Origin of the sequence: Rhizobium sp. JAB6 (genome assembly GCF_003024605.1) — a bacterium.
Classification (GTDB): domain Bacteria; phylum Pseudomonadota; class Alphaproteobacteria; order Rhizobiales; family Rhizobiaceae; genus Rhizobium.
Genome location: NZ_PYJQ01000005.1, coordinates 336,366 through 348,953, shown reverse-complemented (window position 1 = coordinate 348,953; position 12,588 = coordinate 336,366). Strand labels below are relative to the sequence as shown.

The window sequence follows — 12,588 nt, the reverse complement described above, 5'->3', positions numbered from 1 at the left end:
GCTTCTCCCTTCAATCAGGCTGTTGATTTGCCCGATAGGCGCGTGCAAAACAAGTCCCGGGAGTTTGCGGCATGCCGTCGCGGCGTGCTGTTATAATGAGGAGAAAACCCCGTGCCCCTTCGCTTGCGCAAATTCATTGGCATGATCCTGCTCGTGCTGCTGGTTGCAATTTATGCGATCGTTGCCATGATCGTTGCAGTGCGAACGCTTGCAGATCAACCGGGCTGGGTACATTTCCTGTATTTCTTTCTCAGCGGCATCATCTGGGTGCTGCCGGCAATGGGCATCATCAAGTGGATGGCCGGGCCACGCCCGCAGTAACGCTCGGCCCGGCGCGATTTACATTGGGCTAACCCTGATCCGTGCCGTATCCGGCACGAATGTCTCATCTTAAGCCAAAAATAAGCCGTTGCCCGCCACACTGTCTTCGAATACCGCCGGAGCGGAGAAGATCGGATGCAGACCCAGACGCAAGATATCGCCGGCATCGCGGCCGCAGCCGAGCAAATTGCGTCGATCGAGACGGAGCCCGCGGCCGTCGAGCACCTGCAGATAGACATCTTCGACAGCATGGCACCGCTTGAAGCCGAATGGCGCTTGCTGGAACGGGATCACCTCAACTCGCTGCACCAGAGCTATGACTGGTGCGCAGCATGGGTGGAGAACCTCAAACGCCCTCTCGCCATCGTCAGGGGTTCCATCGGAGAGAACGTCGCCTTCATCCTGCCGCTCGAGATCGTCCGCAGTCACCGGATAAGACGAGCCGAGTTCATTGGGGGCCACCACAACAATATCAATACCGGCCTGTTTTCAGCCGAGTTCCTGTTGAGCGGTCCGCTGACCCCCGTGCAGGTGAACGCCATATCCAGGGCTCTGCGCGGCAAGGTCGATGTGGTCATCCTGCGCAATATCCCGCTCGAATGGCGGGGACGCCAAAGCGCGCTCGCCTCGCTGACGTCGATCGAAAACCAGAACCATGCCTTTCAACTGCCCTTCCTCGACAGTTTCGAAGCAAGCCTAAAGCAGGTGAATGCCAAGCGACGGCGCAAAAAGTTCAAGCATCAGAGCCGGCTTCTCGACGCCAAGGGCGGCTACGAATATGTGATCGCCGGTCCCGACCAGCAGCACGCATTGCTCGATCTGTTCTTCCGGCAGAAGGCGGTTCGCTTCCAGGATGCCGGCTTGCCCGACGCGTTCCAGGACGACCGGATCAAGGCTGCGCTGCACGCGATGTTGCACCTACGCCAAGACGATGGGATCAGCGCGACGCTGCAGATGCATGCGCTTCGATTGAAAGGCGAGCATGAGGGCCATATTCCGGCCATCGCCGCCCTCTCCCGCAAGGGAGACCATGTCATCTGCCAGTTTGCCTCCATCGACGAAGCTCTGGTTGCAGAGGCAAGCCCTGGCGAATTGCTGTTCTGGCTGATGATCGAGCGGCTGCATCGCGAAGGCGTCGCGCTTTTCGACTTCGGCATCGGTGACCAGATCTACAAGCGCTCCTGGTGTCCTACGGAAACCGTGCAGCACGATCTTTTTCTGCCGGTATCCGGCATTGGCTATCTGGCGGCAATGGCACAACGGGGCGTCACGCGCTCGAAGACCGCGATCAAATCCAATCGAAAGCTCTATTCGTTCATCCAGCGGCTGCGGGCGCGACGCGGCGCCGGCGCAGCGGGGGATATTGACGACAGTGACGGCGATTGATCAGGCTGCGTCGCGGCGCGTATCCGGATCATGCTCCTCGCGCCAGCCGGACATCAGGATGATGTGCTCGTAGCCGGCCTTCTGGAACTCCGTCATGGCCGCAATGAACTGGCTTTCATCCGGTTCGGGCATGGAAAGGACGATTTCCGTCTCCTTGCTGCGCGTCAGCCGCGCGACGCCGGAAACCTCGGCCGCGCCGCACTCCACCAGAACGATGTCATAGGCCGAATTCAGGGCGTCGAGGATCAGCGACAGACGATCGGCACCGCGCATGGCGCGTGCAAGATCACTCATGCCCTGCGGCACGAGATGGGCATCCGACAGGCGATCCGGATGGATCGTATCGCCAAAGGCCGCTTCGCTGCACAGCAGGTCGGTCACGCCGGGGAGTTCGTCATGCTCGGCCATCAGCCTTGAAGGACATCCTGTGCCGGTCATGTCGACCAGCACGATGCGGCAGCCCGCATCGGCGATAGTCCGCGCCAGCATGACGGTCGCCGTCGAGCCATTATCACCGGTCGGCGATATGGCGATCGCCAGCCGCGAGCCGCTGTCGATCAGATAATCCGCGACGGATTGGATGGAGAAATCTTCCTCCTCCTCTGCAGCAGCCTGAGCAGCCTGCTTTGGCCCATGATCCGGAGCGATTGCAGCGTCCAAGGCGATTGCCGCCTCCGGAGCAATCGCGGTGTCCTCAACCCGAACCGGGATTTCCTCCACGGGAACCGAGAGCATGCTTGCCGGCGCCTCGGCGCTGCTTGCTCGTGCCACTGACCGAACCAGAGCCGGTTCGGCGACGGGTTGGGGGCGCTTCGCCGTCTCCAGCACGGCAACATCTTCCTCGCGGGCAGGCCCGACGGGCCGCAATGCGCGTCCGCTGAACAGCTCCGCAAGCATGATGATGATGGCCGTAAGGATAAAGGTAGCAAGGGTGGCAACAACGACGATCGGACCGACCTTCGGGAAGGACGGATCGACCGGCTCGACCGCCGTTGAAACGATGCGTGCATCCGCAGGGCTGGAATTCTTGTCGACGCGAGAGGCTGCCTCACGATATCGGGCAAGATAGGTTTCAAGCAGTTGCCGTTCGGCCGCAGCTTCGCGTTCCAGTGCGTTGAGACCGACTTCATTCTCCCCTGCTCGGGCACTATCCGCCTTCAGGGTATTCGATTGCGCCAGGAGCTGCTGCTCGCGCAGCTGCGCCACTTTCGCTTCATTTTCGATGCTTGCCAGGATTCTCTGCGTCTCGCGGTCGATCTGCTGACGGATATCAGCGAGCTGGGCCCGCAGGCTCTTCAGCCGAGGATGCCCATCCATCAGCGTCGTGGAGAGATCGGATATCTGGGACTCGAGGTTCGACTGGGTCGCCTTCAGCCGCTGAATTGTCTGCGATCCAGCGACATCGGCAAGCGTATCGGTAGAGCGGCCGCTGGACAGCGCACTGCGCACCGCCTGCGCCCTCGCCTCGGCATTGGCCCTGTCGCCGCGCACCTGCGCCAGCTGCGTCGAAATATCAGCGAGCTGCTGCGTGGCGAAATTGCTGTTCTGGCTGGTCTGCAGAAGACCGTTGGCGGAACGATAGTCGGCGACCTTCTTTTCGGCCTCGCTGACCTTATCGCGCAGCTTGGCGATCTCCGGCTCCAGCCAGCGTGTTGCTTCGCTGTTGGAATCGAGTTTGGCTCCGCTCTGCATCGACAGATAGACCTGCGCCATGGCATTCGGCACGCTCGCGGCAAGATCCGGATTGCGGGACATGAAACTGATGCCGATCACGCGCGAGCTGTTGATCTGATAGACCTGCAGCCGGCTGTTGAAGGCATCCAGCATCCGCTCTTCGGGTGCCTTATCTGCCGCCGGCTGCTTCAGATGCAGCTTGATCAGGATATCCGATAGCGCGGAGCCATTGCTGCCGGAGGCGAATTCGGGACGATCGTAGAGCTTCAGATTGGTAATGACCTGCTTCACCAGATCCGCCGACTGCAGGATCTGCACCTGGCTGGCAATGTTCAGCTCATCCAGCAGCGGTCCGGCACCGGCATCATTGCCAGATGTCGTCGTCGCAAAGGCCGGGGCACGCTGCTCGATGAGGATGCGGGCTTCGCTGCGATATTCCGGCGCCATGACCTTCGCAATTGCAAATGCCACGCACGCGCCGGCCAGCGTGATGGCGATGACGCGCACCCGCCTCTGCCAGACAGCGCGAAAGAGCTGAGCGAGATCGATGTCCACATCCTGCTGAGTGCTGTTGACACCGGACATATACAAAACTCCGTAATAGAAAGCCGGAGTTAATCGTAAACGACTATAGTAACCCAAGCGTTAATAGTATTTCGTCGGCATTGTTTTTGATCCCGCTGATTTTTTCCGAATTTTCGTTGCTCTTTACCGGCCGTTAACCCTAACGGATCGATAACGACGGCAATGTTTTCCCCTTTCCAATGAGCACGAAATGCCCTTCGCAAAGTCAAAGATTGTCCTTGCACTCGGCATGGCCGCCGCGAGCGCCGCGCTCACCGGCTGCAACACCTATCAACCGGCGCCCAAGGCCTTCAATGAGGCTACGATCCAGCCCTATACACTGGATAGCGGCGACCGGTTGCGCGTCACAGTGTTCGATCAAGCCGGCCTGACCAACACCTACACGGTCGATCAAGCCGGCTATATTGCCTTCCCGCTGATCGGCCAGGTTCCCGCGCGCGGGCGGACGCTGCAGCAGCTCTCCGGCCAGATCGCGCAGAAGCTCCGCCAGGGGTATATTCGCGATCCCGACGTCACCATCGACATCGACCGCTATCGCTCCGTCTATATCATGGGCGAAGTCGGTCAGCCGGGCCAATATTCCTACGTTCCTGGCATGACTATCCAGAATGCCATTGCGGTTGCGGGCGGTTTCACCAGCCGCGCGAACCAATCCAACGCGGATGTTACCCGCAAGATCAACGGTCATGTCATGACCGGGCGGGTCGGCATTTCCGATCCGGTACTGGCGGGTGACACCATCTATGTCAGAGAGCGGTTGTTCTAACCGCGACCGCTCATGACCAGACCCCTTCGAATCCTTCATTGCTTCAGATCGCCGGTCGGCGGGGTCTTCCGCCATGTCCGGGATTTGGCGGAGGAACAGAGCAAAGCGGGCCATGAAATCGGTATACTTTGCGACAGCCTGACGGGCGGCGAGCACGAGGATCGTCTCTTCGACGACATCGCGCCCTTCCTCGCTCTCGGCATCATCCGCCTGCCGATCCGGCGGCAGATTGCGCTGTCGGATGCGAGCACTCTTTGGAGCAGCTACAAGGAAATCAAGAGTTTGCGGCCGGATGTGCTGCACGGGCACGGCGCCAAGGGCGGCCTGCTTGCGCGCGTTCTCGGCTCGATCCTGCGGGTCAACAAGTATCGCGTAGCCCGCCTTTACACAGCGCATGGCGGAAGCCTGCATTTTCCCCGCCGCTCGTTCCAGGGCATGCTGGTGCATAGCCTGGAGCGGATGCTGGAATTTCTGACCGACGGGCTGATCTTTATCTGCGATTTCGAACGCCGCACCTATGAAACAAAGATCGGCAAACCGCGCACCCGTTCGGTTATGATCTATAACGGCATCACCGAAAGAGATTTTCGGATCATACCGACACGATCGGACTCGGTGCACTTCGTCTATATCGGCATGCTGCGGGACCTCAAAGGGCCCGATCTGTTTGTGGACGCTTTTGCGAAAACGGAGCGGCGGATCGGCAGGCCGCTTTCGGCGCTGATGATCGGCGACGGACCGGACAGAGACAAATATCACCGGATGATGGTCGAACGGGGCCTGGGTCACCGCATTGGAATGCTGCCGGCCATGCGCGTGCAGGAAGCCTTTGCAGTGTCCGAGAATGTAGTGGTTCCCTCGCGCGCAGAAGCCATGCCTTATATCGTTCTGGAGGCGCTCGCGGCCGGAAAGACGGTCATCGCCTCGAGTGTCGGCGGCATCCCGGAAGCGCTCGGCGAAAACAGTGCGGCACTTGCCAAGCCGGAAGATGCCGACGACCTCTCCCGCATCATGGCGCAAGCGGTCATGGAGCCGCAATGGGGCGCCAGCAACATGCCCGATATCGGGACAATCCAGTCGAATTTTTCCGCCTCCGCCATGGCGCGGGATACTTTGCGGCTGTATCAAAATATACTTGGTCTGACCAATGACGATTAGAATACAAGCGAATGTTGTAAGTGTTTCTTAGCTGATATCTGGTAGCCCTTCTCCGGTAACGACCGGATAAGCTGTCATGAACACTACCGAAAAGTCCGAGCAGTTCAACTTGGACAATCTTCGCAAGCAGGTTTCGGAAATCCGCACGCGCGGCGTCGGCGAGACGTCCGACCACCACCCCGGCGGCATGAACGCCTATGCGCGGCAAATCGCCGAGCAGTTTCGCGAAACCAACCAGTCTCCGTCCATCATCCTCGGACAATACCGGTTGTTTGAATTTCTGTCGCTGCTCACATTCGGGCTTGCGATCCTCTTTTTCGGCACGCCGGATAGTCATCCTTTCCTGTCGAAGGCCGTGGTGACGGCCGCCCTTTGCGGCCTTGCCATCGTCTTCCTGCAGATCGCGGATGCCTATCAGATCCCCGTCCTGCGCTCGCCTCACCATTTCCTGCACCGGATTCTCGGAGCCTGGGCTGCGGCCTTCGCGGTCATGGTCACCGCCCTCGTCCCGTTCGACATCAGCAATATCTATTCCCTCCCCCTTCTCGGCCTCTGGCTCGCGGCCGGCGCGGGCTTCCTTCTCGTGGCCCGGCTGCTTTTTGCTTATGGCATCCGCAACTGGGCCCGAAACGGCGTCATGGAACGGCGCGCCGTCATTGTCGGCGGCGGCGAACCGGCCAAAGAGCTCATTCGAGCCCTCGAACATCACCCCGACAATGATATCCGTATCTGCGGCATCTTCGACGATCGCGGCGAAAAGCGGTCTCCCATCATGGTGGCCGGCTATCCGAAACTCGGCACGGTGGCGGAATTGGTCGAGTTCGCGCGGCTCGTGCGCATCGACATGCTGATCATCGCACTGCCAATCAGCGCCGAAGATCGTATTCTGCAGTTGCTGAAAATGCTCTGGGTGCTGCCCGTCGACATCCGACTGGCGGCGCATGCCAACAAGCTGCGCTTCCGTCCTCGCGCCTATTCGCATGTCGGCGCCGTGCCGATGCTCGACATCTTCAACAAGCCGATCCGGGACTGGGATGGCGTTGCAAAGCGCATCTTCGACATCTTCTTCAGCCTGGTCGCGCTCGCCCTTGTCTGGCCGATCATGCTGGGGGCTGCGATTGCCGTGAAGGCAACCTCGAAGGGTCCGGTCTTCTTCATGCAGAAGCGCCATGGCTTCAACAACGAGATCATCAACGTGTTCAAATTCCGCTCGATGTACACGCATATGAACGATCCGACGGCCCGCAATGCCGTGACGAAGAACGACCCGCGCGTGACCCCTGTCGGCCGTTTCATCCGCAAGACGTCGATCGACGAGCTGCCGCAGCTTTTCAATGTGCTGCTCGGCAGCCTGTCGCTCGTCGGCCCGCGGCCGCATGCCGTGCTTGCCGCCAGCCATAACCGCACCTACGCCGACGTGGTCGAAGGTTATTTCGCGCGCCACCGCGTCAAGCCCGGCGTGACCGGCTGGGCGCAAATCAACGGCTGGCGCGGCGAGATCGACAGCGACGACAAGATCAAGTTCCGCACGGCCTACGATCTCTATTACATCGAGAATTGGTCGCTGCTGTTCGATCTGAAAATCCTGTTCCTGACGCCGTTCCGTCTGCTCAATACGGAAAATGCCTATTGAGCGCGATCGACCTGCCACCACTGCGCGTCTTGCAGCCGCAGCTCGCCGCATTGCGGCTAATGGGCACGGCAAGCGTTGCCATGGGCGTATTCCTGTCGGGCTTCGTCATCGCGGAGCCTGCACCTTATGAGCTGTGGCTCGCCTTCCTGATCGGCACATGGTTCATCCTCGGGCTCAGGATATCGCGCAGCGTCGCGCCGCTGCTGGCGCTGTTTCTGACATTCAATGTCGGCGGGATGCTCTCGATTACGCAGATGCATGATCTTGCGGCCGGCAATCATCTCGATGGTCCGATCTATATCGCCGTCTCCACCTTTCTGGCGCTGAGCGCGGTCTTCTATGCTGCCATAACCGAGGACAACGAAAAGCGGCTGAAGCTCATCTTCAATACATGGGTGGCGGCGGCGCTCATCACTGCGAGCCTCGGCATCCTCGGCTATTTCCACGCCGTCCCGGGCTTCGACATCTTCACCCGCTACGACCGCGCCATGGGCGCCTTCCAGGACCCGAACGTCTTCGGCCCGTATCTGGTGGCGCCAAGCCTCTATCTCATGCACGGCCTGCTGATCGGCGATCTGAAGAAGGCGCCGATCAAGGGAATTTGCCTGTTCGTTCTCGCCTTCGGCATCTTCCTGTCCTTTTCCCGCGCGGCCTGGGCCCTCTTCGCCTTCGCCTCGGCGATGCTGATCTTCTGCATGCTCCTGAAGCATCGAAGCAATAGGTTCCGGCTGCGCATCCTGGTGATGTCGCTGACGGCGATCATCCTGATGGTCGTGCTATTGATGGTCGCGCTTCAGTTTCCGCAGGTCAGCGATCTGTTTTCGACGCGCCTGCAACTGGTGCAGAGCTATGATGGCGGCCATCTCGGCCGCTTCGAACGCCACAGCATCGGCTTCCAGATGTCCATGGAACGGCCGCTCGGCATCGGCCCATTGGTCTTCGGTCAGATCTTTCGCGAAGACGAGCACAATACCTGGCTGAAAACGCTGACGACCTATGGCTGGATCGGCTTCGCGACCTGGATCAGCATGATCTGCTGGACCGTCTATATCGGCTTCCGCAACCTGCTGAGGGAGCGGCCGTGGCAGCCTTTCCTGATGATTGCCTGGATCGTCATCCTCGGCCATGTCGGCATCGGCAATGTCATCGACACCGACCATTGGCGCCATCTTTACATGCTGATCGGCATCGTCTGGGGCTGCGGCGCCCTGGAGCAAAAATATCAGCGTGACCTCAACGGAAGGGAGGCCGCGCGGTGAATATTCGCACGAGCGTCAAACGCCTGTCGTTGCTGCAGGTTCTCGAACCGAGCGGCGGCGGCTCCGGACGGCATTTTCTCGATCTTTGCCGAGCCATGCAGCATCGCGGCCATTCCGTGACCGCCATCTATTCCCCCGTGCGCGCCGAGCCCGCCTTCGTCGCGGAACTGGAAAATATGGGCCTGGACAATGTCGTTCCGCTTGCCATGCGGCGCGCTCCCGGCCCCTGGGATCTGACGGCATGGTGGCAGCTCCGCAAACTCGCCGCCATTCATGGGCCATTCGATCTGATCCACGGTCATAGCTCAAAGGCCGGCGCTCTCACGCGCTTGCGGCTGCCGGGACGGCATGTACCGGTTCTTTACACGCCGCATGCCTTTCGCACTATGGATCCGACGCTGGGTTCGAAAGGCCGCCTGATCTATGGCGGCATAGAGCGTCTTCTCGGGGCTTTTCTGACGGATCGGCTGATCTGTGTTTCGCAGGACGAATATGATCATGCCCTGTCGCTCGGCATCCCGGAAAAACGCCTGCGCGTCGTCGTCAACGGCGTAAATGCCCCGCCCGTCAGCCAGCGTGCGGCCATCCGCAGACGCTATGGCATCCCGCAGGACGCCCTGCTCTTCGGCTTCGTCGGCCGAATGACAAGGCAGAAGGCGCCGGAGCGCCTGGTCGAAGCTTTTGCGATAATAGCGGCCCATCTGCCGCAGGCGCATCTGCTGATGATCGGGATCGGCGAGCTCGCCGATACCACCAGAGAGATGATCCGGGCGGCCGGGCTTGAAGATCGTGCCCGCATCGACAGCAGCGTGACCGGAGTGACTGCCATCGATGCCGTCGATGTCGTCGTCATGCCCAGCCGCTACGAAGCGATGTCCTATGTGATGCTGGAAGCGGCGGCCGCAGGCAAGCCGCTGCTGCTCACCGATGTCGGGGGCGCACGCACGGTGCTGGAACACGGCAAGAATGGATACATCGTGCCAAACAGCGATGATCCGGAAGCATTGGCAGCCGCGATGGCGAGGCTTGCTGACCCGGCACGGCTTGCAAGTTTCAGCGCCGAAGCTCGTCGCCGCAAGAATAACTATACGCTTGCGGGCATGGCTCATGCGACCGAGAAGATCTATTACGACCTGCTTGGCCATCCCTTCCCCGCCCCGCTGGAATGGGCGGCAAATTCGAAATTCGAAGACGCGATCAAAGACCGCAAGAAAAGCGCGCCGGCCCTCTAAACTCCCGTGGGATTTTCATGCGAAACCGGTTCCGCTTTTCGAGCCGATGCGATAGACTTAACTTATGATTACTTCAGCACAATTGCGCGGTGCGCGCGCCATGCTCGGATTGACGGTGGAGACGCTTGCCAGCGAGAGCAAACTGCCGGTTTCGGCGATCGAAGCCTTGGAAACAGAGGGCCCCGCGGCGGACATGAGAGCTCTTGCGGCGGTCCGTTCCGTCCTCGAGAACCATGGCGTGCTTTTCCTCGCCGGCGGCAGCGACGGCACGGGCGGACCCGGCATTCGCTTCAAGCACTGGTCCGACGATGATGGCATTCGGCCGGAAAACCTGAATGCCACCAATGACGATTGAGGGCTGAAGCAAGCCCCGATCTCCAGAGCGGTTCAGCTTTTCACGAAAGCACCCAACCGCACCATCTCCTTGTCCTCGATTGCGGACGCAAACCGCTACATAGTTTTGCTGGTCTGCCTCAGGATGCAAGCTTCCAGCTTTTGACGAGCTCGTCAGGCGCCGACAGGGCAGCCGGCAGGATGTAGCGCTCCGTGTCGTTGGCCGGCTCCCAGCCTTCGACGGTTGCGCCTATTGGTAGGCCATGCCCAAAATCGGTCAGCCTCACGAGCTCCAGAATCATATGGCCGTAATCGTCGCGCCATTCGCGCCGTTCGCCGCCCTCGAAGAGACGCAGCCGACCCTTGGTGCGCGGACGCTCGCGTGCGGCGAGCCATTGTGCAGCGGAGGCTTCCGCGTTGGCGAAGGATACCACCTCATCGGCATCGCCATGCCAGATGGAAACGACAGGATAGCGAACGGCATCGGGAGACACTTCGCGCACAAGTTCGCCCCATTTTTCGGCCGGACGGCTTGAACCGCGCTTCATGACATCAAGCGCCGACATCGCGTCGCGGGCAGCACCAAAAGGCAGACCGGCAATGATGGCGCCCGCGGCAAACAGCTCCGGATAGGTCGCCAGCAATGCAGCCGCCAAGGCGCCGCCTGCCGAGAGGCCCATGACAAAAATCCTGCTATCGTCGATCGCATGCAGCCGGCGGCTGAAATCGATCATTTCTCTGATAGAGCCGAGCTCGCCGCGATCGCGTGTGACCAGGCTCGGACGGAACCAGTTGAAACAGAGATTGGGGTTGTTCGAAACCTTTTGCTCCGCATAAAGCACGGCAAATCCATGCTGACGGGCAAGTGCAGTCCAGCCGCTCGCACGATCGAAATCCTCGGCATTCTGATGACAGCCGTGCAGAACGACGACAAGCGGCACCGCGCCCTTTACACCCGGCGGCACATATTCCAGCATGCGCAGATTGCCGGGATTGCGGCCGAACCATAGGACTTCCGTCAGCCGCTGGGGCGACGGACGCGTGGAAACGCGACGGCGCGACGGCTGCGATTGCGGCTGCGTCATCGGAAACTTAAGCTGCGGCAGCTCGACGGAATCGACGAGCAAGCGGCGAAGCCGGCTCGGAACTTTAAAATTCATTATGGACCTTTCCATCCACACCAGCCGCGCTCGGTTTTTCCCGCTGGCTGGCGCGCACCGTTCCTTTCGAGAATCAGTGATATCGAGAAATCGAATCTCTTTGTGCAACGCAGCAAATATAGGAAGGCTGGCCCGCTTCGAACAGGCACAATGCATCATTGCAGCTATGTGAAATCAGCTTAAATCGATTAGATTTCAGCCGCAAAAAAACGCAGCTATGTCAGAAATAAGCCCGTGCGAGCGCCAGCAGCTTAGCGTCATCCTTCACGCCCTGGCGATAAAGCTGGATGATCAACGCTCCAAGGCGTTCCGCCTCGAGGCTGCGAGGGTTCATGTCACGATCCTTGCAAACAGTGTCAAGCACCTTCTCAAGACGATCCAGATCGTCCGAAAACAGCGGCAGATCTCGTGGATGGATAGGTGTATCCAGCATTCGCGCGTCTCATTGTCCGTTCGGGAAGCACGCAGTACTTCGCCGGCACCCCTTTTATTTCCGACGATGGAACTAGACTATGCGCCTTGCATATTGGGTTGGCAAGAAAGCATTTCAGCGCGAAGTATTTCCGATTCGCAAATTTTAAGGAAAGTCAATCCAAGATACAATTTTAAGTTATGGCATTACCCAGCCTTCATCTGCATATGCAATAAGCGGATAAACAGAGGCACAATGATGACCAGACTTCTGATCCCGACCACTCTCGGCTTGATGCTGGCAGCGATGGCCCTGCCGGCCCTCGCGCAGAATTTTTCAAACCTTCCGCTACGCACCCCTCGTCAGCCGCCCGAGGGATATATTTCCGTTCAATCCGGAGTATCGATTTCCTATCCGGTGCCGGATGGAGACAGCGAGGAACAGCAGGAGAAGGCGTTGAAATCCTTCTATAAGATCGCCGCAAGCAGCTGTTCGACCCTGCTCGAAACCATAGCCGATGCCTGCGAGATCAGCGCCGTGTCGAGCAATACCTCGGTCAACAATCTCGACAATCGCGGCGCCAGGCTCTCCATCAACGGGCAGGTGACGATGTCGGTGAAATTGAAAGCGTCGGCAGCGGCAGCGAAATAGCCCCGCTCGTCGCTGCTC

Annotated in this window: 12 protein-coding genes; 9 read left to right on the top strand and 3 right to left on the bottom strand. The window is 59.7% G+C overall.

What is annotated here, in order from left to right; translation table 11 throughout:
* Window positions 1-111 precede the first annotated feature (111 nt).
* Window positions 112-321, top strand: coding sequence for a DUF2842 domain-containing protein (locus tag C7U61_RS07540; RefSeq protein WP_015339457.1), 210 nt, complete (start codon window positions 112-114; stop codon window positions 319-321).
* A gap of 135 nt (window positions 322-456) precedes the next feature.
* The gene (locus C7U61_RS07535; RefSeq protein ID WP_106997517.1) at window positions 457-1,707 is read left to right on the top strand and encodes a GNAT family N-acetyltransferase; all 1,251 of its coding nucleotides are present in this window, start codon (window positions 457-459) and stop codon (window positions 1,705-1,707) included.
* Here C7U61_RS07535 and C7U61_RS07530 read toward each other — a convergent pair whose 3' ends face one another.
* Window positions 1,708-3,966, bottom strand: coding sequence for a Wzz/FepE/Etk N-terminal domain-containing protein (locus C7U61_RS07530; RefSeq protein WP_106997516.1), 2,259 nt, complete (start codon window positions 3,964-3,966; stop codon window positions 1,708-1,710).
* Window positions 3,967-4,156: 190 nt separating this feature from the next.
* Between C7U61_RS07530 and C7U61_RS07525 the strand changes: the two genes are divergently transcribed.
* The 6 genes from C7U61_RS07525 to C7U61_RS07500 all read left to right on the top strand — a co-directional run bounded on the left by C7U61_RS07525 (window position 4,157) and on the right by C7U61_RS07500 (window position 10,369).
* Window positions 4,157-4,732 (top strand): polysaccharide biosynthesis/export family protein, encoded by a 576-nt coding sequence (locus C7U61_RS07525; RefSeq protein WP_106997515.1) that lies wholly within the window; start codon window positions 4,157-4,159, stop codon window positions 4,730-4,732.
* A 12-nt stretch (window positions 4,733-4,744) separates the two neighbouring features.
* Entirely contained in the window at window positions 4,745-5,890 is a 1,146-nt protein-coding gene (locus C7U61_RS07520; protein ID WP_106997514.1) for a glycosyltransferase, read from the top strand.
* A 76-nt stretch (window positions 5,891-5,966) separates the two neighbouring features.
* Window positions 5,967-7,523 carry an undecaprenyl-phosphate glucose phosphotransferase gene (locus C7U61_RS07515; RefSeq protein ID WP_106997513.1) on the top strand — a complete coding sequence of 519 codons (1,557 nt, stop codon included), beginning with the start codon at window positions 5,967-5,969 and terminating at the stop codon, window positions 7,521-7,523.
* On the top strand, window positions 7,520-8,782 hold the full coding sequence (locus C7U61_RS07510; protein WP_106997512.1) for an O-antigen ligase family protein: 1,263 nt from the start codon (window positions 7,520-7,522) through the stop codon (window positions 8,780-8,782). The genes C7U61_RS07515 and C7U61_RS07510 overlap by 4 nt, the downstream gene beginning before the upstream one ends.
* Window positions 8,779-10,014 (top strand): glycosyltransferase, encoded by a 1,236-nt coding sequence (locus C7U61_RS07505; RefSeq protein ID WP_106997511.1) that lies wholly within the window; start codon window positions 8,779-8,781, stop codon window positions 10,012-10,014. The genes C7U61_RS07510 and C7U61_RS07505 overlap by 4 nt, the downstream gene beginning before the upstream one ends.
* Window positions 10,015-10,078: 64 nt before the next feature.
* Window positions 10,079-10,369, top strand: a complete 291-nt coding sequence (locus tag C7U61_RS07500) for a helix-turn-helix domain-containing protein (protein ID WP_106997510.1) — start codon at window positions 10,079-10,081, stop codon at window positions 10,367-10,369.
* A gap of 118 nt (window positions 10,370-10,487) precedes the next feature.
* Here the strand turns inward: C7U61_RS07500 and C7U61_RS07495 are convergent, their stop codons facing one another.
* The gene (locus C7U61_RS07495) at window positions 10,488-11,507 is read right to left on the bottom strand and encodes a PHB depolymerase family esterase (RefSeq protein ID WP_106997509.1); all 1,020 of its coding nucleotides are present in this window, start codon (window positions 11,505-11,507) and stop codon (window positions 10,488-10,490) included.
* 220 nt (window positions 11,508-11,727) lie between these two features.
* The gene (locus C7U61_RS07490) at window positions 11,728-11,940 is read right to left on the bottom strand and encodes a hypothetical protein (RefSeq protein WP_106997508.1); all 213 of its coding nucleotides are present in this window, start codon (window positions 11,938-11,940) and stop codon (window positions 11,728-11,730) included.
* A 234-nt stretch (window positions 11,941-12,174) separates the two neighbouring features.
* Between C7U61_RS07490 and C7U61_RS07485 the strand changes: the two genes are divergently transcribed.
* Window positions 12,175-12,570 carry a hypothetical protein gene (locus C7U61_RS07485; RefSeq protein ID WP_106997507.1) on the top strand — a complete coding sequence of 132 codons (396 nt, stop codon included), beginning with the start codon at window positions 12,175-12,177 and terminating at the stop codon, window positions 12,568-12,570.
* The last annotated feature ends 18 nt before the right edge of the window (window positions 12,571-12,588 follow it).

What these genes read in the sequence shown, in the direction of transcription:
- C7U61_RS07520 (WP_106997514.1), top strand. Translation starts at nt 4,745, where the DNA reads ATGACCAGACCCCTTCGAATCCTTCATTGCTTCAGATCGCCGGTCGGC.
- C7U61_RS07495 (WP_106997509.1), bottom strand. Translation starts at nt 11,507, where the DNA reads ATGAATTTTAAAGTTCCGAGCCGGCTTCGCCGCTTGCTCGTCGATTCC.
- C7U61_RS07535 (WP_106997517.1), top strand. Translation starts at nt 457, where the DNA reads ATGCAGACCCAGACGCAAGATATCGCCGGCATCGCGGCCGCAGCCGAG.
- C7U61_RS07500 (WP_106997510.1), top strand. Translation starts at nt 10,079, where the DNA reads ATGATTACTTCAGCACAATTGCGCGGTGCGCGCGCCATGCTCGGATTG.
- C7U61_RS07485 (WP_106997507.1), top strand. Translation starts at nt 12,175, where the DNA reads ATGATGACCAGACTTCTGATCCCGACCACTCTCGGCTTGATGCTGGCA.
- C7U61_RS07515 (WP_106997513.1), top strand. Translation starts at nt 5,967, where the DNA reads ATGAACACTACCGAAAAGTCCGAGCAGTTCAACTTGGACAATCTTCGC.
- C7U61_RS07525 (WP_106997515.1), top strand. Translation starts at nt 4,157, where the DNA reads ATGCCCTTCGCAAAGTCAAAGATTGTCCTTGCACTCGGCATGGCCGCC.
- C7U61_RS07530 (WP_106997516.1), bottom strand. Translation starts at nt 3,966, where the DNA reads ATGTCCGGTGTCAACAGCACTCAGCAGGATGTGGACATCGATCTCGCT.
- C7U61_RS07490 (WP_106997508.1), bottom strand. Translation starts at nt 11,940, where the DNA reads ATGCTGGATACACCTATCCATCCACGAGATCTGCCGCTGTTTTCGGAC.